General features: G+C 51.7%; 18 protein-coding genes. 11 read left to right on the top strand and 7 right to left on the bottom strand.

Features of this window, described 5'->3' with window-relative positions:
• Positions 1-504 precede the first annotated feature (504 nt).
• The 5 genes from QW71_RS24825 to QW71_RS24805 all read left to right on the top strand — a co-directional run bounded on the left by QW71_RS24825 (position 505) and on the right by QW71_RS24805 (position 6,677).
• On the top strand, positions 505-2,064 hold the full coding sequence (locus QW71_RS24825) for an extracellular solute-binding protein (RefSeq protein WP_039305378.1): 1,560 nt from the start codon (positions 505-507) through the stop codon (positions 2,062-2,064).
• A gap of 116 nt (positions 2,065-2,180) precedes the next feature.
• Positions 2,181-3,149, top strand: a complete 969-nt coding sequence (locus QW71_RS24820) for a sugar ABC transporter permease (protein WP_039305375.1) — start codon at positions 2,181-2,183, stop codon at positions 3,147-3,149.
• 21 nt (positions 3,150-3,170) lie between these two features.
• Positions 3,171-4,046, top strand: a complete 876-nt coding sequence (locus QW71_RS24815; RefSeq protein ID WP_039305372.1) for a carbohydrate ABC transporter permease — start codon at positions 3,171-3,173, stop codon at positions 4,044-4,046.
• A 46-nt stretch (positions 4,047-4,092) separates the two neighbouring features.
• Positions 4,093-5,208 (top strand): glycoside hydrolase family 105 protein, encoded by a 1,116-nt coding sequence (locus tag QW71_RS24810; protein WP_039305369.1) that lies wholly within the window; start codon positions 4,093-4,095, stop codon positions 5,206-5,208.
• Positions 5,209-5,333: 125 nt separating this feature from the next.
• Positions 5,334-6,677, top strand: a complete 1,344-nt coding sequence (locus QW71_RS24805; protein WP_039305366.1) for a glycoside hydrolase family 28 protein — start codon at positions 5,334-5,336, stop codon at positions 6,675-6,677.
• Between the two features lie 1,150 nt (positions 6,678-7,827).
• Here QW71_RS24805 and QW71_RS24800 read toward each other — a convergent pair.
• The 3 genes from QW71_RS24800 to QW71_RS24790 are packed head-to-tail and all read right to left on the bottom strand — an operon-like array spanning position 7,828 to position 9,554.
• Positions 7,828-8,472: a hypothetical protein gene (locus QW71_RS24800; protein ID WP_039305363.1), complete on the bottom strand. Its 645-nt coding sequence runs from the start codon at positions 8,470-8,472 to the stop codon at positions 7,828-7,830.
• Complete coding sequence (locus QW71_RS24795) at positions 8,469-8,972, bottom strand: flavoprotein (protein WP_039305360.1); 504 nt, start codon at positions 8,970-8,972, stop codon at positions 8,469-8,471. Before QW71_RS24795 ends, QW71_RS24800 begins: the two co-directional genes overlap by 4 nt.
• A 3-nt stretch (positions 8,973-8,975) precedes the next feature.
• Complete coding sequence (locus QW71_RS24790; protein WP_039305357.1) at positions 8,976-9,554, bottom strand: TetR/AcrR family transcriptional regulator; 579 nt, start codon at positions 9,552-9,554, stop codon at positions 8,976-8,978.
• A gap of 200 nt (positions 9,555-9,754) precedes the next feature.
• On the opposite strand from QW71_RS24790, the gene QW71_RS24785 reads away from it, so the two are divergent.
• Positions 9,755-10,765, top strand: a complete 1,011-nt coding sequence (locus QW71_RS24785) for a ketoacyl-ACP synthase III (RefSeq protein ID WP_152679853.1) — start codon at positions 9,755-9,757, stop codon at positions 10,763-10,765.
• A 278-nt stretch (positions 10,766-11,043) separates the two neighbouring features.
• Here the strand turns inward: QW71_RS24785 and QW71_RS24780 are convergent, their stop codons facing one another.
• From QW71_RS24780 to QW71_RS24770, 3 genes are all read right to left on the bottom strand, one after another.
• Positions 11,044-11,634 carry a chloramphenicol phosphotransferase CPT family protein gene (locus QW71_RS24780; protein ID WP_039305352.1) on the bottom strand — a complete coding sequence of 197 codons (591 nt, stop codon included), beginning with the start codon at positions 11,632-11,634 and terminating at the stop codon, positions 11,044-11,046.
• 121 nt (positions 11,635-11,755) lie between these two features.
• Positions 11,756-12,505, bottom strand: a complete 750-nt coding sequence (locus QW71_RS38215; protein WP_052770182.1) for a helix-turn-helix transcriptional regulator — start codon at positions 12,503-12,505, stop codon at positions 11,756-11,758.
• A gap of 383 nt (positions 12,506-12,888) precedes the next feature.
• Positions 12,889-13,905 (bottom strand): LacI family DNA-binding transcriptional regulator, encoded by a 1,017-nt coding sequence (locus tag QW71_RS24770; RefSeq protein ID WP_039305455.1) that lies wholly within the window; start codon positions 13,903-13,905, stop codon positions 12,889-12,891.
• Between the two features lie 282 nt (positions 13,906-14,187).
• Between QW71_RS24770 and QW71_RS38210 the strand changes: the two genes are divergently transcribed.
• Entirely contained in the window at positions 14,188-19,410 is a 5,223-nt protein-coding gene (locus QW71_RS38210; RefSeq protein ID WP_052770180.1) for a carbohydrate binding domain-containing protein, read from the top strand.
• A gap of 74 nt (positions 19,411-19,484) precedes the next feature.
• Here the strand turns inward: QW71_RS38210 and QW71_RS24760 are convergent, their stop codons facing one another.
• Complete coding sequence (locus QW71_RS24760; protein WP_039305349.1) at positions 19,485-20,039, bottom strand: GbsR/MarR family transcriptional regulator; 555 nt, start codon at positions 20,037-20,039, stop codon at positions 19,485-19,487.
• A 256-nt stretch (positions 20,040-20,295) separates the two neighbouring features.
• Here QW71_RS24760 and QW71_RS24755 point away from each other — a divergent pair, with 256 nt between their 5' ends.
• The 4 genes from QW71_RS24755 (at position 20,296) to QW71_RS24740 (ending at position 24,105) form a co-directional block, all read left to right on the top strand.
• Positions 20,296-21,495 carry a glycine betaine/L-proline ABC transporter ATP-binding protein gene (locus QW71_RS24755; protein WP_039305346.1) on the top strand — a complete coding sequence of 400 codons (1,200 nt, stop codon included), beginning with the start codon at positions 20,296-20,298 and terminating at the stop codon, positions 21,493-21,495.
• Positions 21,492-22,328: a proline/glycine betaine ABC transporter permease gene (locus QW71_RS24750; protein WP_039305343.1), complete on the top strand. Its 837-nt coding sequence runs from the start codon at positions 21,492-21,494 to the stop codon at positions 22,326-22,328. The genes QW71_RS24755 and QW71_RS24750 overlap by 4 nt, the downstream gene beginning before the upstream one ends.
• A 16-nt stretch (positions 22,329-22,344) precedes the next feature.
• Positions 22,345-23,229, top strand: coding sequence for a glycine betaine ABC transporter substrate-binding protein (locus QW71_RS24745; RefSeq protein ID WP_235441541.1), 885 nt, complete (start codon positions 22,345-22,347; stop codon positions 23,227-23,229).
• A gap of 162 nt (positions 23,230-23,391) precedes the next feature.
• The gene (locus tag QW71_RS24740) at positions 23,392-24,105 is read left to right on the top strand and encodes a TVP38/TMEM64 family protein (RefSeq protein ID WP_235441540.1); all 714 of its coding nucleotides are present in this window, start codon (positions 23,392-23,394) and stop codon (positions 24,103-24,105) included.
• Positions 24,106-24,132 lie beyond the last annotated feature (27 nt).

Below are 24,132 nucleotides of genomic sequence, written 5' to 3'. Positions count from 1 at the left end.
TCCCCACTCCCCCACCCTGCTTCACTATCCCCGACTTCACCGGTTCTACCCACCAACATTATTCCTGGCCCCGCCGCGAGCGAAGCGGCGGGGCTTGCACTTTGCTTCCCCTTTCAAGGATATACATTGAAAGGGCCCACCCGTGGAGCGGCAGAAAGGGACGGAGGGAGGTTTGGAACTGTAGGAGCGATAGCGTCCGCCTTTAGGTTTGGATTTCTACCGCAAGCAGCGGTACGAATCAAGAAATCCAAACCTAACAGCGGCCGGAAGTCCAAAGCTCACGCAGTCCCGCCCGCCGCCGCTCCCCTCCCCCATGTCCATCCCCACGCTCCATGCCCAGCCCACCGCACAATGTATATCCCCCTCCCCCCATCACACGATAATCATTAACCCACACCCCCAGCCCCAGCGCGCCTTTATGAGTAAATGATTGTATTCGTAATCCTCCGTGGACTGTAATGTGAGGCTTGTAACCAATACAAGTTAAACGGAGGTCAAAAAGGAATGACGAAAAAATCCTTCACCCTGCTCCTCAGCTCGCTGCTGACACTCAGCATGCTGTCCGCATGCGGCGGCAACAACAATAATGAGGCGGCGGCAACCAAAGATCCAGGTGCAAGCACCGGAACCAACACGGCAGCGACTACAGAGCCGGCAGCAGAACCGGAAAAGCCGACAGAGATCAAAATCATGCTCCCGCTGAACACGACAGATACTCCACCGGACACGATCAAGACGGAAGTGGAGAAATTGACGAATACGAAGCTGACCTATCAATTTTTCCCGGCAGATACCTATGAAGAGAAGCTGAACTCCTCCTTCGCCACGGGCTCACTGCCGCAGGTTACGTATCTGAAGAATCAGACGACCTTCCTGCAGATGAAGGAAGCGATCAAGGACGGACAGTTCTGGGAGATTGGACCGCTCCTCAGCGAATTCCCCAACCTGAACAAGCTGAAGCCGGAAATCCTTAATAACACCAAGGTAGACGGCAAGCTGTATACCCTGTATATCGGCCGTCCGCTGGCCCGTCAAGGGATTATCTACCGTAAGGACTGGGCGGATAAGCTGGGACTTGCAGCACCGGCCAATACCGAGGAACTGTTCGCAATGGCTAAAGCCTTCACGGAGCAGGACCCTGACGGCAACGGGAAAAAGGATACGATCGGGGTTGTTGACCGGAATGAGCTGGTGTACGGTGCGTTCAAAACCGTCTCTTCCTGGTTCGGCACACCGAACAACTGGGCGGAGAAGGACGGCCAGCTGGCTCCGGAATTTACCTTCCCGCAGTACTTTGACACCATGGATTTCTTCAAAAACCTGCGTGACGGCGGATACATGAATCAGGACTTTGCAGCAACCAGTAAAACGGATGCGGTAAATACGTTCACCAGCGGCAAAGCAGGACTGTATATCGGCGGTTCCATGCAGGATATCGATTCCCTGAACAAGGACCTGATCAAGAACGTGCCGGATGCCGTGCTGGACACACACAGTATGGTGGCCGGACCTGACGGCAAGTTCGCCCAGTGGATGATTCCCGGCTATAACAACGTAGTGCTGTTCCCGAAATCAGCGGTTAAGGATGAAGCAGAGCTGAAGAAGATCCTGAAGTTCTTTGATTACATGATGACTCCTGAAGTCTCCAACCTGATGTACTGGGGGATTGAAGGTACACACTATACCGTGGAAGACGGCAAAGCCAAAGCAACAGATAATAAAGAGCTGATCGAACGTGAAGTCAAAGGCTTCAAGGACAGCGTAATCGGCGAATACGAAACGAACGGCATGTACCAGAGTCTGAACGTGCTGCCGGGCCGGATTCATGCGGAAGAGCTGGTGCTGGAGAATGTGAAGGTAGGGGTTGCCGATCCTACGGCAGCGCTCGATTCGTCAACCTACACTTCCAAGGGTGTTGAACTGCAGCAGATCATTACAGATGCCACTTATAAATACATGTACGGCCAGCTCGATAAAGCCGGTTTCGAGAAAGAAGTCGAGAACTGGAAGAGCCGGGGCGGGGCCCAAATCATCGAAGAATACAATGCCGTGTACAAAAAATAAGCAGAACGCAGCAGCTTTGACTGCGGGCTGACCACATGAAAGAAGGCTGCTTGGGTTAGCGCTTCGGCAGCCTTTTTTTCAAATATAGAAGAATTTACAGAGAAAGGAAGAGAATCATGCAGGAAGTTACCGCCCAGCCCCGTGTAGTTCCCGAACAGAAGCCTAAGAGCTATAAGAGCAGCAGCGAGCTTAAAAAACGGCTGTGGAGAAACAAATTACTCTATGTGATGCTGATCCCCGGAGTGCTGTATTTCATTGTATTTAAATATTTGCCGATGTACGGACTGATTATCTCCTTCCAGGATTACAAGCCTTACCAAGGGATTACAGGGAGCGAGTGGGTTGGAATGAAGCATTTCAGCCGCCTGTTTACCGAACCCGATTTCCTGAACATTCTGGGGAATACCCTGATCCTGTTCGGGATGAATATTCTGATTTATTTTCCGATTCCGATTATCCTTGCCCTGATGCTCAATGAACTCAGAGGCACTTTTTTCAAAAGATTCTTCCAGACCCTGGTCTACCTGCCCCACTTCATGTCCTGGGTTATCGTCGTCTCGATTTCCTTCGTCATGGTGACGATGGACGGGGGGATTATCAACGAACTGCTGGCCTACTTCGGATTCTCCAAAATCAATTTCCTGCTGAGTCCCGGCTGGTTCAGACCCATGTACATTATTCAGGTCATCTGGCGGGAAGCGGGCTGGGGTACGATTATTTATCTGGCTTCCATCGCTGCGATCGATCCCGGGCTCTATGAAGCTTCGCGTATGGACGGAGCCGGAAGGCTCAGACAAGTCTGGCATATCACACTGCCGGCGATCCGCGGAGTTATCATTACCCTGTTTATTCTGAAAATCGGTTCCGTACTCGATCTTGGATTCGAACATGTCTACCTGCTGCTCAATTCCATGAACCGGGAAGTTGCGGAAATTATCGATACGTATGTCTACACCGCCGGACTGCGGCAAGGGCAGTTCAGCTATAGTACAGCCATCGGCTTCTTCAAGTCGATTGTGGGTCTGATCATGGTGGTGACCGTCAACAAGGTATCCAAGAAAATAGGAGAAGAAGGCGTTTATTAAAATGCCGCAGGAGGAATTGAAATGGTAGAAGACCGTACGATTAGCGGCAGAATATTCTCCGCTGTCAACTTTACACTGCTTGCCATCATCGCGCTGGTAACGGTGCTTCCCTTTGTCCATGTAGTAGCAGGGTCCTTCACAACCAGCGCAGAGCTGGCGGCCAACAAATTTGTACTGATTCCGAAAGTGTGGAGCCTGGAGGCCTACAAATTTATTTTCTCAACGAATACAATCTTCAGAGCCCTGGGTGTGTCCATCGGGGTAACGCTTATAGGGACTTTGTTCAGTATGTTCATCACGTCGCTGATGGCTTACGGTCTCTCCCGCAGGGATCTGGACGGACGCCGGGTATTTAACTTCCTGGTGGTGTTCACGATGCTGTTCCACGGCGGAATGATTCCAACGTTCCTGGTGGTCAAAGAGCTGGGTCTGATTGACTCGTATTCAGCATTAATTCTCCCGTCGGCGATCAGTGCCTTCAATATGATTATCCTGAAGAACTTCTTTCAGAACATTCCTGAAGGGCTGGAGGAATCAGCCAAAATCGACGGCTGTAACGACTTCGGTATTCTGTTCAAGATCGTATTGCCTTTATCGCTGCCGGCGATTGCCACGATCTCCCTGTTCTATGCGGTGACGTACTGGAACACTTATATGAGCGCCATTCTGTATCTGGATAACAGCGCCAAGTGGCCGATTCAGGTCCTGCTGAGACAGATTGTCGTGCTGGCCAGCGGGATGGATCACAGTGCAACGCTCGATGGCACGGTGCCGCCGCCGGATCAGACAATCAAAATGGCTGTTATCGTGGTAGCAACGCTGCCGATTCTGATGGTGTATCCGTTCCTGCAAAAGCATTTCGCCAAAGGCGCGATGCTGGGCTCGATGAAGGGCTGATGCTGAGGGCAGGCCGGGTATTCTGAAATATGAAAGGGGTATAACAATGATAGGCAGTCTGCCGCAAACACCTTTAGAATGGGCGCAAAAGGCCTGTGATTCTTTGATGGATACGTATCAAGCGGGGGAGCTTCCGCCTGCGCACCGCTGGCATTATCACCAAGGCGTGTTTCTATGCGGGATGGAGCTGCTGTGGGAGGCTGTCCAAGAGGACCGCTATATCGAATACATCCAGCAGTATGTGGATGATCTGGTAGATGAATACGGCAATTTCTATTTTGCCCGGGATGAGCTGGATGCCGTACAAGCGGGGCTGCTGCTCTTCACGCTGCATGAACGGACCGGCAAGCTGAAGTACCGGGAGGCTGCGGCTAAGCTCAGGAATCTGCTGCGGACGCTGAACAGAACCTCCGAAGGCGGCTATTGGCATAAGGACAAATATGCGAATCAGATGTGGCTCGACGGGCTGTATATGGCCGGGGTCTTCTCGCTGAAGTATGCGAATGCTTATGGAGAAGAGGACTTGCGCGCAGCGGTGCTGCACCAGGAGCGGCTGATGCGCAAATACATGAAAGACGAGGCTACAGGCCTGCTCTACCACGCCTGGGATGAGAGCCGCCGGATGCCTTGGGCGAACCCGGAAACCGGCTGCTCGCCGGAGTTCTGGAGCCGGTCGCTCGGCTGGTACGGGCTGGCGCTCTCGCAGTTCATGGATGAGCTGCCGGAGAATGATCCGGGCCGGGCGGAGCTGGCTGCCGAGCTAAGCGGCTTCGTGCAGGCGCTGATCCGCTATCAGGACCCGCAGAGCGGCCTGTGGTATCAGGTGGTCGACAAGGGGGCTGAGCCGGATAACTGGCTGGAAACGTCAGGGTCCTGCCTGTTCGTCTACACGATTGCCAAAGCGGTGAAGCTGGGTATTCTGCCGGCGGAGGCTGAAGCTGCAGCGGCAGCGGCGGCACGGAAAGGCTACGAAGGCTTAATTCAGGTGCTGGAGTGGGATGAGCAGGACCGGCTGATTCTGCCGGATATCTGCATCGGGACCTCGGCGGGAGATTACCGCAACTATGTAACCCGGCCGAAGGTCAGCAATGACCTGCACGGAGTAGGGGCGCTGGTGATGGCCTGTGTGGAGATGCAGGCGTTGTACCCGGCCAAAGTGTAGCAGAGCCTGAGACTGGGGGTTCGGCAGAATCGTAGTGAAGTTTGAAGTGGCTGTATCCGGCGGAAAGCGTAGCGAAGCTTGAGGCTGCCTGGACCAGCAGTGGATTAGTAGAAAGGAGGCGCGCAGTGTTTAATATTGCGGATTACGGAGCGCTCCGGGATAGCGCGGTTCCGGCAACGGCAGCAATTGCGGACGCCATCTGGGCAGCGTACAGCGCCGGCGGAGGCACGGTGTATGTTCCGGCCGGTACATTTGTGACAGGTGCAGTGCGCCTGCGCAGCAACATTCAGCTGCATTTAAGTGCAGGAGCGGTATTGTCCTTCAGTACCGATCCTGCAGATTACCCGGCCGTGGAATCACGGTGGGAAGGGGTGAAGCAGGAGGTGCACGCGGCCTGCATATATGGAGCGGATCTGACCAACGTCTCCATTACAGGCAGCGGGACGATCAATGGAAACGGTGCGCCCTGGTGGGAGAAGCACCGGAACCACCCGGAAGAGCTGGAGTATCCCCGCCCGAGATTAATCGGCTTCGATAACTGCAGCCGGGTAACGATCAGGGATGTCCAGCTGATCAATTCTCCGAGCTGGACCGTGAATCCGATCGGCTGCAGCAATGTAATGATCGATAATCTGTCCATCCTGAATCCGGCGGATTCGCCGAATACGGATGGCATTAATCCTGAGTCCTGCCGTGATGTCCGCATCAGCAACTGCCACATCGATGTGGGCGATGACTGCATTGCCATCAAAGCCGGCACCGAGGATACCAAGGAGCGGATTCCCTGCGAGAATATCACGATTACGAACTGCGTGATGGTCCACGGCCACGGAGCGGTGGTGCTGGGCAGTGAGATGAGCGGTGACATCCGCAACGTGACGATCAGCAATTGTGTGTTTAAGCAGACGGACCGTGGCATCCGCATGAAATCGCGGAGAGGGCGCGGCGGGATTATTGAAGATATCCGTGTCAGCAACATTGTGATGGAGGATGTGATCTGTCCCTTCACACTTAACCTTTACTATTTCTGTGGGCCGCGGGGCAAGGAGAAGTATGTCTGGGATAAGAACCCGTATCCGGTGACGGAGGAGACGCCTCAATTCCGGCGGATTCATTATGCCAATATTACAGCCCGCAATGTTCACGCTGCGGCGGGATTCCTGTACGGGCTTGCCGAGCAGTATGTATCGGAAATCACCTTCACTAATATTGATATTTCGATGGCGAAAGATGCAGTGCCCGGCCATCCCGATATGATGACAGGCATGGAGGACATGCAGCGCCGGGGATTCTACCTGGGCAATGTCCGCGATGTGCAATTTCAGCAGGTGAGCATCGAGAATCACGAAGGACCGGCCTTTTACGTTGAGAATGGAGAAGATGTGGAGTTTCTGAACTGCCGGTCAAGGAACACGGCGAAGCCGGAGAAGCTGGTGGAGCAGGTTACGGTGGAACTGGCGGGGAAATGAGATTGTAGCGCCAATGGGCCGCCGAATCCCCGGAGATGAAATTCTCCGGATTTAGTAAGAGAGCTGTATGCAGAAGAGCCTGGTCCTGTTAAAGGACCGGGCTCTTCTTATATGTATGATCAGTGTAGCGCTGCTGTACCATCCGCTGCACTGGAAGCAAGTTGCAGGTTGTCTGCTGCTGGACGCTCACTCCAGTTCTATATAAGCTGAACTTAAGAATGGTGGACAGCCGATGGATGAACCCCTTGAGGAGCAAGGGTTTCGTCCATGCAGCAAGTGAGATTCTTAAGTTCACTCGATATAACTGTAAATTGTACAACTAAAATGATCTATTATTGCGCGAGGGGAGGTTTAATTGCATTCTCTACACTTATATAACTCCCCTATGCCATAAATGGACACTCTTCTCTATTTTAATTGTACGGAATACAGTTATCTCTGCTCATCCGGGTTTTCGCCGACTTTTAACTGCACGAAATACAATTATTCCGCAATGTGCATCCGCACTCCTTACTCTAGAGGAGCTTTGCGGCGCAAACTTCTGCAACACAGGTAAGTATCCGCATTTGCTGTTGGGCGGTAACCCGGAGCGTGCAGCGTAATCCCTAGTTGGTTTTTAAGTTCAATATATTTAGCTGAAATCTTGCACGAAATACAACAATTCCCTCGTGATAGCGGGTTAAATCCGGAATTGTTGTACAAAAGGCAACATTTCCCCTGCTCCAAGCGGTTTAGCAGAAGGATTGTTGTATTTCCTACAACAATCCTTACGAATATCCCGGTATTTATGTATCCGAGTTGTAATACGTACAACATTTGTGCTTCTCTATGCAGATGTATCTGCAACCGTGTCCGCATTCGCAACCGCATTCGCAACCGCATCAACGTCCGTACCCTCATCCGCATCGGCCTCCGCAGGCGGATGTAAGCTAGAGTTATAGAGTGAACTTAAGAATCTAACCTGCTCTATTGCGCTACTGTATTGTGAATTCCTTGCTCGGCACAGGGGCGTTAATCGGCTAACTGTCATTCTTAAGTTCAGCTTATATAGCAACTTTTGCTGCCGGGCGGCGACCCGGAATGTATGGCGCAAGGCCCGGCGTACCAACCATTACGGGCAATACTTGTACTGGCGTGCGTTCAGGATATTTTACAGCCTTCTGAGTATATCTTTTCTCTTCAAACCGTTCTTCTTCGCAGTGGCATTCCAGAAGGAGTGGGTTGCGGCGAATTTCCAGGCGAAGCGCGGGAAGTTGGGGCTGAACAGCATAGATTCATCTGCGCTTCTGGATTGGATATTAGCGGCCATGCTTTGCATTGCTTTTCCCAGATTCTTAAGCGGACCCTTGCCGGGAGGGACCTTCTCCAGGGAGCCCAGCATTTCACCGGCACCTTGACCCAGCGCCTGCCCGAAATGAACACCGGCCCGTGTGCACCAGTGTTGAAGGATATCCAGAGCAATGTGATTCTGACTGCCCTCATAAAAGCCATTGTTGATCATAGCATAGACGTAGATATCCTGTTCGTGCTTCTTCTCTGATTTAAGATGTTCCTCAAGGGTTGCCAGCAGCCTGAACAAGTGTGAAGGGATGGCATCTACATAGAGCGGGAAGGCAATCACCAGCACATCCATACGGCACAGCTCGCTGTATTGCGCAGGGGTAAGCGGTCTTTTGTTCGGATTATAGTAGGTTAGTTCGTTCCCCGTGCTGATAAGCGGCTCCAGCATCTTCAGCATTATACCTGAGTTGCTGTTAACGGGCTTGGGGCTGCCGTTGATCATGGCAATGTTCATTGGATCGCCTCCTTAATGCTGTGCAGGCTGTTATGGAAATACACATTATTTCCTGCAGAATATAAATTCAGGCTGTTCGCGGCGACCAGCGTTCTGGCTGTGCCTTTTTCAGCCTCGGTGATGTCATCCCCATAGAAATGCACCGATAGTGTGAACTGGTGATCATACCGGTTGCGGTGATGCGTTTCTCCATTCTTGGTGACAAAATAGGGAAGGACGTAGGAAATACTCCGGTTCAGCACATTCAGCACAAAGGGACTGTAGCTGCCGTACATACATTTGCTGATGATAATCAGTTCATCGCTTTTGGAGAGCAGCTCGCCCAGATGGTTATAGCCATCCCGTATTACGCATGCTCCGGGCGTCCGTGTCCAGCAGTCGAAGCAGCCCATACACTGGCGGATGGTACCATTGTCCGAGATAACAGTCAGCTCTCCTTGCCCGCCCTCTGCCCATCCTGCGAATTCCTGCTCCTGCAGATCGTGCACAATCGTTCTCATGGTTCATGTCTCCTTAACTATAGATTCGAGCGCTAACAAATCACGCCAGTTCCCCGAATAACGCACCCCGTTATTGGTAAGCAGTGAAGCAATACCGTGCACCATCGACCAGTGTGAAATCAACTGACGGAAGAACTCTGCTTCCGGCAGTCCGATGCTTGTGAACAATTGATAGGCAGTGGTCCGGAATAGAACGAATGGCGGATAACTGTCGGAATTATAGTTGTCTAAATCAATGACTAAGCCTGAGTGGTAGAATAAAAACTGGAAATATTGCGGATGCTCCATGAAAAAATCAATGTAAGCCTGCCCCAGCTGGAACATCGCTTCCTGGCGGTCCTCCTGTCCTTGAACGGATGCACGCAGGGATTCCATAAATTGCTCTGTGACATGCTCACCCATGGCGGATACCAGCTCATCTATATTTTTGAAATGGCTGTAGGGGGCGGTGTGGCTGACTTTGCATTCGGCTGCGACCTTACGCAGGGAAAAGCTGTTAATGCCGTCTGTGTTAATAAGCTTAATGCCTGCTTCTATAAGCTGATTCCGTAAATTGCCGTGGTGGTAGGGTTTATCCGTCACTGCCTGCAGCCTTCCTTTCGGTTATCTTTACACTGTAAAGATTGTAGCATCGAATCTTTACGTTGGTAAGATACATTGATCACACAAGGCGGTCTGGAAATCATTCTCACCTGTAATTTTTTGCAAAGTAATTCGGTTTAAGTTATTATTAGTACCAAGTACTAATATCAGATGCTATGACTAATGATGAGGTGATATTCATGAAGGGTGCAAGAATTACAGCGATCGGCTCTTATGTGCCGTCCCGGAGACTTACGAATCATGATCTGGAGCAAATGGTCGATACCAATGACGAATGGATTGTTCAGCGAACAGGCATCCGGGAGCGCCGAATCAGCCGCGCGGATGAATATACCAGTGATTTGTGTGCAGCCGCCGTGCAGGATCTGATGAATCGTTATGGCAAAAGTGTACAGGATGTCGATATGGTTCTCGTGGCTACCAGTACGCCCGATTTCTCTTTTCCTTCTGTGGCAGCCATTGTGCAGAACCGTCTCGGCATTCCGCGTACTTCGGGAGCGATAGATATGAGTGCCGCCTGTGCGGGGTTTGTCTATGCCCTGCATACAGCTCATGCGCTGGTGTCCTCGGGACTGCATCATAAAGTGCTGGTCATCGGCGCTGACGCGCTGTCCAAAATCACCGATTACACTGACCGCAGTACCAGTATTCTGTTCGGCGATGGTGCAGGGGCTGTGCTTGTGGAGAGCGGCGGGGATACAGATCACTTCTTAGGGTTCAATCTCGGCAGCGAAGGGAGCGGAGCGCAGCATGTCTACCGCACGGGGCTGGCGGACAAGGTGAACGGAGTGGAGCTTGCCGCTACAGGCATGCTGGTACAGAACGGGCGTGAGGTCTTCAAGTGGGCGGTCCGGACAGTTCCGCAGGGGGTACAGCAGGTGCTGCAGAACGCAGGAGCGGATCTTGCGGAAGTGGACTGGTTCATCCCGCACAGCGCCAATCTGCGGATGATTGAACCGATCTGTGAACGGCTGAATTACCCGTTTGAACAAGCGCTGTACAGCCTTGAATATTTCGGCAACACCTCGGCGGCCAGTATTCCGCTTGCCCTCGATCTTGGCATCCGCGAAGGAAAGGTGCGGAATGGCCAGCGGATATTGCTGTACGGATTCGGTGCAGGTCTCACCCACGCGGGCCAATTGGTCAGCCTGTCACTGGACCCGCAGGTGGCTGCCCCAACACCTCTTTAATGTCAGCAGAAAACACTCATAAGAAGATCCACATCGGACATTTTATCAAGGCGGTTTCCGAATCATTAAATCGTCAGATATCGTGAGATATGTATTAGACTAGCCACAACTATGGAAGACAGCGGCAGCCGTGGACGAGAAAACAAAGTCCTGGACTGCCGCTGTTTTATTGAGCTAAGGTTTCCCGTTAGAGCTTAATTTTCCGAAATCCCTCGGGCAGACCGAGGGGCAATTGCCCCAATGCTGCTAAATATGTTGTTATCTGACGGATTCGCCTTCTATGAAACACTAATCTCTCTTTTACTTAATTTCTTAAATGCAGAGTAATCCTGATCGGATTTAATAAAACTTAATATTTTTTCGGCGCATTCTGCGGGACTCAACTCTTCCGTATTTACTTCAAGGTCATATTCATCAAAGGAATATATTGTGTCGTACTGGGAATTCGCTAGTCCAATCTCTCGATCTCCTCTGATTTGCTCTCTTCTTGTAAGTTCTTCTTTCGAGCATAATACGCATACAAAAAATGTAGGATGATCGAACAATAGATCAAGGTAATCATTAAACCGCTTGTCATTGTCGATTACGGTATCGACGATTACATTCAAACCCATTTCTGAAAACAATTTAATTGTTGCATAGTACACTGACATTATGGGATCAAAAAGAATTTGTCCGACATTATCCACTTCTCTTGTAGGTTCAATATCTGGAAATATATTATCAATAAAATCATTGTAATTAGCAAAAAAATCATCTATGGATAAATGATGAAAAGGAATCTCTTTCTGCTTTTTCAATTCCATAGAAATACTAGTCTTTCCTGAACTTGAAGTTCCGTTTAAGAATACAATAAGTCCTTGTTTCAAACAAAATCACCCTCACATATAAGTTTTGCGCACTTTCAGATAACGTCATATTCACAAAGTTCATGAAAAAATAAGGCTTTGCAGGGATGCATCACCAATCTCCGGTCTCCGATATACGTGTCTACTTTACTTTATTCAATAAGATTGTCATCATTCTGCTCAATGTCCCTTGATCGACAAAAGGAGCAAGGCTTGCCAGCAGATCTGGGCTAAGCTGCTCAGCTTCGACTCCATTAATCAACTTCTCGAGATTTTCCCTGTCCAAAAAAGGTGCGAGGCTCATGATCCGGTTCGCATCGATGGTACCATCTGTAACCCGCTCTACCAAGCGGCTTAACGTTTCTCTCCTAATAAAGGGTGCCAGCCCTTGAACGGAATTCCAGCTTACGCTGCCCTCATCTGCCTGATGAACCAGTTCATCCAATGTATCTGTTCCAAGGAACGGAGCCAGCCGCATGATCACGTCTAAGTTAAGGATGCTGCTGTCTACTCGTTCTGTAACCTTATGCAGAGCGCTTGCTTTTACAAACGGCGCTAATTCTACAAGCTCTTCCATCTCCACCTCACCGGTATTGACCATCTCTGCAACTTGGTCCGGCCTGTTCTCTGCGATCTCCTCAATGATCGTTCCTAGGTGCTGGTGCTCCCGATTTTCTGCGTTGTCTCCTGCATTTAGAATGTCGTCTACCGTTTTGCCGAATAACCTCGCAAACTGCGGAAGCGTTCCGATATCCGGTAGCGATTCGCCTCGTTCCCATTTCGATACCGCCTGATGACTTACATTCAGTTGATCGGCAAGTTCCAATTGGGTCAGATCCTGGTCTTTGCGAAGCTTCGAAATATAAGCTCCAATTTTACGCAAGTCGAGCATTGTATACCTCCAATGAAACAAAATGTACAGTGCGCACTGTCGAAAACAGCATAGCATTTTGGCAAATGCAATCCTATCAAGCGATGGTTGAATGGTCACATGCGCTTTATTCAACTGCCGGTAGAATTGTCCAGATTGAACTTTTGCCAGTTTCATTTATAGATTTTTTCTACAAATCATTTCCATTATCCTGCCCGTTCGCTTTTAAACACAAATAATGGGGACCAAGCCGAAAAATGGTCCCCATAACCAGAAAAACGGTACCTTGAACCATCCCATCAAATGAGAGATTATAGTATCGAAAGCGGTTTCAGTATGCTTCAGGTAAGCGGAATGAGGAAACAGAGGGGAGGTAGTAATCTGCACCCGGAAGAGGGCGCAGCTCAGCGGTTCAACCCGCTTCCGCAGGATTCACGGATGATCAGCGCCGGCTCAACCACGAAGGAGCCGCCTTCCGACTGATTATTAATGAGATCGAACAGCATATGGGCCGCGAGTACGCCCAGCCGTTCCTTGTTCTGGCGGATTGTAGTCAGTGTCGGACTGGTATACTGGCAGGCCTCGATATCATCACAGCCGATGATGGCGACATCCTCCGGAACACGGAGGCCATGCTCCTTCAAGGCGCGGACCGCTCCCAGGGCGAGCAGATCGGAGGCGGCGAAGATGGCTTGCGGCAAGCTTCCGGTCTGGATCAGCTGCTTCATGGCCGCGTAGCCGCTGGGCTCGAAGAAATCGTCACCATGCACGAACCATTTGGGATTCATCGTCAGACCGAAACCGGCAATGGCTTTGACATAGCCCGCTTCGCGCCGGTTGGAGATATCCGAATCGGCCGTACTGCCGATGAAGCCAAGCTCCCTGTGGCCGAGCAGATAGAAATGCTCCACCACTTTGGAGGCAATCTGGTAATTATCCGACATCACATAGCCGGATTTCTTGCCGGTCAGCTCCAGGTCAACGCCGATGCAGGGAATATTGCTCCTATCCAGATCCTGTATGGCAGGCTCCATCTGTTGTCCGGAGATAATGACGCAGCCATCCACATGGAAATGCAGACAACGCGAGAAATAATCGCCGCTGCTGATGAATTTCTCATTGGAAAAGAAGATCAGGTCGTAACCCAGCACCCCCATCTGCTTCTTGAAGGAATTCAGTACCTCTACAAAAAAAGGATGGGTAAACTCCACATTCAGCTCACCGGCAAAAATAACCCCGATCAGATTCGACTTCTTGGTAGCCAGTGTCTTGGCGGAGCTTGAGGGGGTATATCCGGTTTGTTCGATAATCTCCAGCACTCTTTGCTTCGTTTTTTCGGAAACATCGCTGTAATTATTCATTATTTTCGAAACAGTGGATACAGAGACCCCGGCCATTTCGGCAATTTTTTTGATATTCATCTGCATGCTAAAGTCACCCCCGCTTAATAGTTGTAACAGGGCCAAAAGACGGGTATGCCAGGGTTTCTCAGGCTATAGGGCCGTTCATCGGACACTCGGCTGCTGCTAAGAAATAGTTCTTTCTAGAGTCTATTCAACTTGCCGAAACAAGTCAAAGGTTTATTGCACTCAAGGGATAAGTATGGATATTATCGAAACCGATTTCGATTATTGCAGCTGTGAAATACCCGGTCATGTGATTCGGAACGGGCGATACTGGAAACTAGAGGAGGCATAATGGGAATGAAAAGAAATGTATCTGCGGTGTTAGCGGCTGCTGTGATCATTACCGGACTATTGTCACCGCTGGGCGGCGGAGCGGCAGGCGCCTTGCCTGCGAAGAGTAAGCTGGCAGCTGCGGGGAATATAACAGCTGCGGTGCAGAACGGAAATTTGACTGTCGCTGAAATGAAAGCGTTTACTGATGTGAGCACGGACAATTGGGCGGCGGATGCCATACAGCGCTGGAGCCGCAGTGGTGTGATCTCCGGTTACGGGGACGGCAGCTTCCGGCCGGATCATCAGGTGACGCGGGCAGAATTCGCGGCCATCATCAACCGCATATTTGGCTACAAGGAAGCGGCAGGTGCACTCCCGGCAGATATACCTGCGGGAGCCTGGTACAGGAACGATATCGCCAAGGCGGTAGCGGCAGGTTATCTAAGTGCAGGAGCAGATAACCATATCCAGCCTGGGGCTAAGCTGAAGCGAGGGGAAGCGGTTGTGGCGCTGCAGAGGATTCTCCGGCTGGAGACTGGCAATCATGCAGGGTCGGTGTATAGCGATCTGGCCGGGGCAGCCAGCGAGGTCATTTCAGCAGCGGATGCATTTACTGCAGCCGGCTATATTCAGGGCTATCCGGGAGGATTGTTCAAGCCGGACGGAAACATTACCCGCGCCGAGCTGGCTAAGATGGCCGATACGCTGGTGCAGGAGCTCCAGTCCTCCGGCGGGGAAGTGAAGCTGGGAACGGTACAGGGGAATGTGGTGCTGAACCATGAAGGAGCTACACTCAAGGACAGTGTAATTGAAGGCAATCTCTATCTTACCGAGGGTATCGGAGAAGGTGATATCCGGATTCAAGGTGTTCAGGTAAAAGGCACAACCTATATCCGCGGCGGCGGTGAACACAGCGTGACCCTTGCGGACAGCAGCCTTGGCACTATTCAGGTTGCGAAGCCCGGTGGCACAGTCCGCATCGTTGCCAGCGGGACCACAACAGCAGGAACCATACAGCTGAACTCTGGTGCCATCCTTGAAGAAGGCAATCTCACCGGAGAAGGATTCACCAATGTTATATTGCCGGCGAGGGAGAAAACGGCCACCCTTAAAGGGAATTATGGAGTGGTCTCCACCGCAGATCCGGCAGGAGCCGGATTTACGCTGAACTTCTCCGGCAAGCTCGCTAAGCTGGTATGGGGAACCTCCGGCACAATAGTGCTGATGGACAAAGCGCAGGTGGCCGAGCTGCTCATCAAACCCGGTGCCAAGGGCTTGGCGATCCAGGGCAGCGGCAGCTTCGGTACCGTGCTGAACCAGGCGGATGATGTTACTGTAGGCGGCTTTGCCCTCAAGCAGGGCAGCAGCACGAATCTGAATCCGGCTGCACCGCAGGCCAGCCAGCCTCCTGCTGCCGGCAGCGGCGGAGAGACTGCCGCTACGGCTACACCGGCTGTGACCCAGACGCCGGAAGCTACACCAGCGCCGACGCCAGTGGTAACGCCGGAGCCAACACCGGAAGCTACACCGGAGCCAACACCGGAAGCTACGCCGGAAGCTACGCCGGAGCCGACGCCGGAAGCTACGCCGGAGCCGACGCCAAAAGCTACACCAGAGCCGACGCCGAAAGCTACACCAGCGCCGACGCCCGAACCGACGGCAACACCGGTAATTACGCCGAGTCCGCTGCCTACATCGACCCCGTTGCCGGAAGTTACACCAACTCCGGCACCAACCAGCGATCCGTGGAGTCTCGTGTGGAATGATGAATTCGATGATAATGTCATTGATCCGGCTAAATGGACTTATGACCTTGGAGACGGAACCATAGTCGGTAATCCGGGCTGGGGCAACAATGAGCTGGAGTATTATACGAACGACGGGAAGAACGTGAAGGAAGAAAACGGCAAGCTGGTCATCACCGCGCGTAAAGAAACAGTAGGCGGTAAACCGTATACCTCCTCACGGATCAAAACAAAGGGATTGTACAGCAAACTGTACGGTAAATTCGAGATCCGGGCGAAAGCACCGACTGGCAAGGGGCTCTGGCCGGCGATCTGGATGCTGCCGGAAGATTACACCTACGGCAATTGGGCTGCCTCCGGAGAGCTGGATATTATGGAAGGCTGGGGCAGCCGCCCGAATGTGGTTGCCGGAACCATTCACTATGGTTCCCAGTGGCCGGATAATGTCTATTCCGGCAAGGAATATGTGCTGCCGGGCAATTCCACGATTGAAGATTACCACACCTACTCCATCGAGTGGGAGCCGGGGGAAATCCGCTGGTATGTGGATGGAGTCTTATTCTCCACCAAGAATGACTGGTACAGCAAGAGCAGCGGCCAGCCGGCAATGAATGCGTATCCGGCACCGTTCAACCAGAGATTCCACCTTCTGATGAACCTGGCGGTAGGCGGTAACTTTGACGGTAACCCCACGGAGGAGACGGTATTTCCAAGTTCCATGGAAATTGACTATGTCAGAATATATGAGCTGACCGGACGCGAGTACCGGGAACCGGTACCGGTTCAATTCGAGAAGGAGCCTTATCTGGAGGGAGCCAAGCTGCCGCTTGAGGACGGCAACTTCATTTATAACAGCGGGTTCACCGAACAGGTAGATGGCGATGCCGGAATGGGCATTCCGAATACAGCGCATTGGGTATTGTTTAAGGAAACCGGTGCGGATGCGGCTCTGTCATTAGAACCGGCAGGCGGAGGGAATTTCCTCAAGGTGAACATCAGCAGCGCTGGCGGAAATTCTTATTCGATTCAGCCGCAGGCCATCGTCTCAGTCGCGAAGGGAAGATACTACAAGCTGAGCTTCGATGCCAAGACGGATACGGCGCGTGATATTAGCGTCCGGCTGACAGGCGGGGCGCCGCTGGGATTCCCGTCGTATTCACCGGCGTTCAAAGCTGACCTGACACCGGAGATTCAGCATTTCGAGACGATGTTCCAAATGAAGGAGAGCTCGGATAACGCAGCGCGGATCGAGTTCAATATGGGCACCAATGCATCACCGGTATGGCTCGGTAATGCCAGGCTCGAAGAGATTGAGAGTATCCCCTTCGATCATGACAGTGCCAAACCGCCGCTCGGCAGCGGCAACCATCTCTACAATGGCAGCTTTGATCTGGGCGAGCCGGACCGGCTGAGCTATTGGCACACCACGGCTGCAGGCGGTGCAGCGGTGCTTCCGGTTGTAATAGACCCGGGTGTCCTGAAGCTTGAGATTTCAGGCGGGGATAGCGGCAGCGCTGACGCTGCATTGCTGCAGAAGGGAATCTTCCTGGTGCAGGGGCAGGATTATAAGCTGACTTTTGAAGCCGAAAGCGCCTCCCCACGGACAGCAGTAATTGAACTGCAGGGCAATAACGGGCAGGTATACGCTTCAGAGCCGGTGCAGCTTACAGCAGGCAAACAGCAGGTAGAGGCGGTGTTCACGAACCTTGCAGGAGCAACGGATCATCTGGGTCAATTCGTCCTGCGGCTTGGCGGGACTGCCGGAACCGTGTATGTGGATAATTTCGTTCTGCTGCGCACCAGCTTCTATTATGACCCGACCCTGACCTATTACCCATTGCTGAACGGGGACTTCAGCTTCGGCCTGAACAGCTGGGAGCGGCTGGTTACGGAAGACGGCGGGCAGAGTGCAGCGGCGGCAGTGGACGGAGCGGCGAAATTCAGCATTACGAATACCGGTAATCAGCCGTATTCGGTCATGCTGTTCCAGAATGGCCTGAAGGCGGCCGCAGGCTCCGATTATGTGGTCGAATTCGATGCCAGCTCCAGCGTTGCCCGCCAGATCAGCGTGAAGGCGGAGAATGCGAAATACATCTCTTCAATGGATAAGACAATCGATGTATCACCGGCAACGGATCATTACAGATTCGAATTCCGGCAGGCAACGAATGATACCCTTTCGCTGAAATTCCTGCTTGGCAAGGTGGGCGGTGTGAGCGTTCCGCAGAGCCATGACATCATCATCGACAATGTGAAGTTCGAGATCAAGGACGCGCCGGCCAAGCCGCAGGAGCTGCTCGCAGACAGCACCGGTAACCGGGTGTCGCAGCCGATCGAGCTTACCTTCATAGAGAAGGGAGACTGGTCCGGCAAAATTAATGCTGTGAAGGTGGACGGTGTCACGCTCGCGGATGAACTTTACAGTCTGAAGCCAGGCGCGATTATCATCGGTGCCGCGGCATTCCCGGCAGAGGGCAGCTATAAGATTACCGTGGAAGCTGACGGTTATGTAGGCTCAAGTGTCGTTCAGGCCATTCTGGCCAATGACAACAATCTGGTGGTCAACGGTTCATTCACAAGCGGTGACTCGGGTTGGTCGACATGGTCCGGGGGAGGCGGAGTCTCAAACTTTAAGGTGAACGAAGGTGTGGCGGAGATCGAGATTGCCGCTGCGGGCGGCGATACCTGGAGTACACAGTTCTATCAGGAGCATATCAAGCTGGAAGCAGGCAAAACCTACGAGCTGAGCTTCAAGGCCAAATCTACGGTTGCGCGGCAGATTATTGTGGAGTACAGCGGAACCTCTGCCCAGTCGGTCCAAGCGAAGTTCGATGTCACGGCAACCTGGGCGACTTACAGCGCGCAGTTCAGTGTTACGAATGACAGCCCGCTGAAGCTGAACTATCTGATCGGCAAAACCGTAGGTGAAGACGGGACGGCAAACAGTACGGAGCACACGATCTCCTTCGACGATATTGTGGTCAGAGAGGTTACAGGCGGTCCGGTCATCGAACCTGCCAGCGGCACGCTGGATAACGGAGCCTTCAATGCGGATCAGGGCATTAAGGGCTGGACGCAATACTTCGAAGAACCAGGGAAGGGGAGTGCCGCAGTTAAGGATGAGGAACTTGATATCTCGTTGAATTTCACTGGATTATATAATTACGCTGCGCAGGTCGATTATAGAGATCTTAAGCTTGTGCAAGGCAAGACCTACACCCTGACCTTCAAGGCCCGTTCGGATGTGAACCGGCTGATTGAAGTGGCCGTTGAGCATTTCGGCCCGGATTACAACAAGTATTTACCGGTGACAGCCGTAGCTCTGACCGGTGAGATGGAGGCGTACAGCTACACCTTTACTATGAATGACAGTACTGATGCGGGTGCACATCTGGTATTCCTTATGGGGCTCATTGACGGAAACAGCGCACAGACCAACACGGCTATCCAGGCCGGCAACCATATTTATATCGATGATGTCAGTCTGGTTGAGAAACTGTAACAGTAAAATAACAGAGAACGATAAACGGCCCCGTTTTCATTTGTGCGGAATAGGATTAACGTATATTGCTGATATTATTCTTTAGGGATCAATTCAAAAATCTTGCCGGTCTCCAGCGCTTCGATCAGCTTCAGCAGCCAGCGGTAATATTTGATCGCTTCCTCAATTTTGGCCTCATCGGTCATAAGCAGACGCCCGATGTCCGGCTCGTCCGCATATTCTTGCTTCATCTGCTGGATCTCGGACAATGATTTGTTAAGTGCAGTCATATTACCCTCGACTGCTTTTCTCCATTTAATGGAGAAGTAGTCGCTGAAGTTCTGATGCCAGTCGGGAACCACCTCGAACAGATCCTTGCGGGTGCCTTTTCCCCAGACTTTATCGATCATCTTCAGATCCAGCAGCGTGCGCACACCGGTACTCATTGATGTCTTGCTCATACCCATAGTGCTGCTGAGTTCGTCCAGTGTAACCGGACCCTGATTGAAATACATGTAACCGTATAAATGCCCAATGGAGAGGGTAATCCCGTACAAATCCATGTTTTTACCGATGGAATCGATGACCCGCTCCCGGACTTTGCTGATTCGCTCTATTTGTTCGGGCAGAAGCCCCTCTAAATCGTTCATGATGTCCCTCCTGAGGAATAGGCTGACAGGCAACAAACCTCTCCAATGTATTGTAATCAAATCCGCTGCTATAAGTAAAGAATTCATCTGGAACGGAATATGGCGTTAAACAGAGTATTCTATACGTAAAGTTCGTAAAGTTAAAACTGTACACTAAATTTTAAGCGAATATGCGCTTTGCGTCTCTTTTCACAAGTCCGTTACACTAGATCAGGAGAACTAACCTGAAATATTAAGGGGAGAGAAGGAGGTCACCATGGCAATTATAGAGGTGAAACAGCTTACCAAAGTATTCGGTCATGATGCGGTACGGGCACTTCCATTATTAGAACAAGGCTGGTCCAAAGAGAAGATTGCCCGGGAAGCCAAGCTGACGGTTGGCGTGAATAAAGCCGAATTCAGCATTGAAGAAGGAGAAATATTTGTCGTTATGGGATTGTCGGGCAGCGGTAAGTCCACGCTCGTCCGGTTATTGAACCGGCTGATTGAGCCCACTGGGGGCCAAGTATTATTCAAGGGCAAGGATGTTGTCCAGATGAATCCGGAACAGCTAAGAGAGTTCCGGCGCAAGAATATCGGCATGGTCTTTCAAAAGTTCGCGTTGTTTCCGCACCGCAGTGTGCTGGCCAATGCTGAATACGGACTGGAAGTGCAAGGTGTGGAGAAAAGCAAGCGAACCCGTCTTGCCATGGAGGCACTTGAGCTGGTGGGCCTTAAGGGCTGGGAGCATCACCGCCCGGATCAGCTGAGCGGCGGCATGCAGCAGCGTGTCGGTCTGGCCAGAGGGCTTGCCAATGATCCGGATATCCTGCTGATGGATGAGGCCTTCAGTGCGCTTGATCCGCTGATCCGCAAGGATATGCAGCAGGAGCTGCTGGAGCTGCAGGCCCGGGTGAAGAAGACCATTGTATTCATCACGCATGATCTCGATGAGGCGCTGCGGATAGGTGACCGGATTGCACTGATGAAGGACGGCGTCATTGTCCAGATCGGTTCGCCGGAAGAAATTCTCATTCAGCCTGCGAATAAATATGTAGAACGTTTCGTCGAGGACGTCGACTTGTCCAAGGTGCTCACCGCCGCTCATGTCATGCGCCAGCCGGAGATGATCCGTCCGGAACGCGGACCCCGGGTAGCCCTGCAGCTCATGCGGGACAGCGGAGTATCCAGCTTATATGTGGCGGATAATGAAATGAAGCTCCAAGGTGTAATTACAGCGGAGAATGCGGCACAGGCACTGAAAGAGAACCGGAGCATTCTGGAAGTCATGCAGCGGGAGATTCCCCGTGTACGGCCGGATACCCTGCTGAATGACCTGTTCGAGATGATGTCGGAGACGCATCTGCCGGTTGCCGTAGTAGACGAGGGTGACAAGCTGAAGGGCATTGTCATCAAGGGAGCCGTGCTGTCCGCACTTGCCGGTAATGCGGTTCCGGAAGGAGGACTTGGTTCATGAATTTACCCAAAATACCGCTCGGAAAGGGCGTAGAATGGCTTGAAGACTGGCTGACGACTTATTTCGGCCCCTTCTTCGATCTCATTCATGCTGTGATCGGCGGAATGGTAAGCGGCATTGATGCGGCGCTAACATTCCTGCCCGCGATTGTGCTGACCATACTTATCGCCGCTTTGGCTTATTGGATCGGCAAATGGCGAATGGCATTGTTCGCAGTGATCGGGCTGCTGCTGATTGATAATCTCGGATTATGGGACCCCTCAATGCAGTCGCTGGCCCTTGTGCTGACGGCTTCCTTGCTGGCTGTAATTATCGGGGTTCCGCTGGGCGTGCTCTGTGCACAGAGCAAGACCTTCCAGAACATTGCTACGCCTATACTTGACTTCATGCAGACGATGCCGGCGTTCGTATATCTGCTGCCTGCGGTATCGTTCTTCTCTCTGGGTGTAGTGCCCGGGGTGATTGCTTCTATTATATTTGCTATCCCGCCAACCATCCGTCTAACGAACCTGGGTATCCGGCAGGTATCGCCGGAGCTGGTGGAGGCTGCGGATGCCTTCGGATCGACAGCAGGACAGAAGCTGTTCAAGCTGCAGCTGCCGATTGCCCTGCCGACTATTATGGCCGGTATTAACCAGACCATTATGCTGTCACTGTCGATGGTCGTAATCTCGTCCATGATCGGCGCCCAGGGTGTCGGAGCCTATGTGTACCGTGCGGTATCACAGGCTAAGACGGGGGCAGGCTTCGAAGCGGGAATTGCCATTGTTATTATTGCTATATTGCTGGACCGTCTGACCCAAAAGCTGTTCAAGCCCAAACAACAAGGATAGAGGAGGATTTATTTATATGAGAACATTTAAATCGATGAAACTGAGCCAGCTCGGCTTGATTATACTGCTGATGATGGTTGTTGTTATTTCCGGATGCTCGTCCAAGGATAATTCTTCAGTGAAGCTGGCCTATGTGGCCTGGGATTCGGAAATTGCCAGCACGAACGTGGTTAAGGAAGTACTGGAATCGAAGCTTGGCGTTACGGTAGAAATGCTGCAGGTCGATGCCGGTCCAATGTGGGCAGGGATTGCTGACGGAAGTGCGGATGCGATGGTAGCCGCCTGGCTGCCGGGTACCCATGCTTCCTATCTGGAGAAATACGGCAATGATATCGTAGATGCCGGTGTGAATCTGGATGGAACGAAGACTGGACTTGCCGTTCCCGCTTATATGGATATTAATTCCATCGAGGACCTGAAGAATGCGGAAGTTGCGGCTTCGCTGGATAACATGATTATCGGAATCGAACCGGGTGCCGGAATTATGACGGCTACTGAAGCCGCAATTGAAGCGTACGGATTAAGCGATTATACGCTGCTTGAGAGCTCTTCGGCGGCGATGGCACAGGAGCTGCAGAAAGCTTTTGACAACAATGAACCGATCGTAGTTACCGGCTGGACTCCGCACTGGATGTTCGCGAATATGGATCTGAAATATCTGGATGACCCGAGGAATGTATACGGCGGTGCTGAACAGATCCATACTATGGTACGAAAAGGTCTGAAGGATGATATGCCTGATGTATATCTGTTCTTAAGTCAATTCAAGTGGACTGCAGAGGATATGGCTCAGGTCATGGTCAAGATTCAAGGCGGACAATCTCCGGAGGAAGCGGCCAAAGATTGGGTCGATAACAATGAAGCCAAGGTGAATGAATGGATTGCCGGAGTGAATTTGTAGAGATTGTTCAGCGAATCAGCTATTTGGCAGAGAAGATCGATGTGTGCTATGATTGAAAGAACATAGGCTACAATTCTGTAACTTGTACGCTAACGACTGTTCTTTAGATGTACATATCATAAGCAAACTCATTCAACAAACACCCCGCGAGGGGTGTTTTTCTTGAAGATTCACGAAACAAACGTTAATGAGCGATTCCCTTATGTTCAGTATGAAATCAGGAGACAGCTGCTGCAAGGAGTCAGGAAAGGGGAGAACTCCGTGACTGAGACCATTAATGCCTGGATCGACTGGCTGCTGCAGAGTCTTGGACTGAGCGGCCCCTCCATTCTATTCGCTACCGTTCCACTGGCGGTACTGCAAAGTTTGTTCGGATTTTTCCCACTCGCGATCCTGATTGTGCTTCATGTCTCTGTATTTAATGTTATTGGCGGGATGATTGTCAGCTGGCTGGCCTGTAATATTGGTGCGGTGCTCGTCTACTTCCTGTTCCGGCGCTATCTCTTTGAGTGGTTTGACCGGAAATGGGGATATAAGCTGAAGCGCTATGACAAATGGCAGATGTATCTGGACCGCTACGGCATCTGGACCCTGGTGCTGCTGCGCACGATTCCGATTGTGCCGAGCAATATTATCAATCTGATGTCGGCCGTTTCACCGATTAAGCCTGCTGCATTTATCTGGGGGACGGTACTTGGAAACCTGTCTTATATCTGGCTGTTTGGAACGATCAGCTCCTCGCTGATTGTCCCCCGGGAGGAGTGGAACGGGTTCCTTACGTGGTATGCGGTGTTTATCGTGATTCTGATCGCTATTTTTGTCCGCCGTCACTGGGGGCATCTGCAGGAGGATAAGCGCAAGCGGATGGGGCATTAGGTTTATCTTTAAAATATGCTGAAACGG

Origin of the sequence: Paenibacillus sp. IHB B 3415, assembly GCF_000802655.2 — a bacterium.
Lineage (GTDB): Bacteria > Bacillota > Bacilli > Paenibacillales > Paenibacillaceae > Paenibacillus_AQ > Paenibacillus_AQ phytohabitans.
Note: the sequence above shows the minus strand (reverse complement) of the source record. Positions and strands in the feature narration are given on the sequence as shown.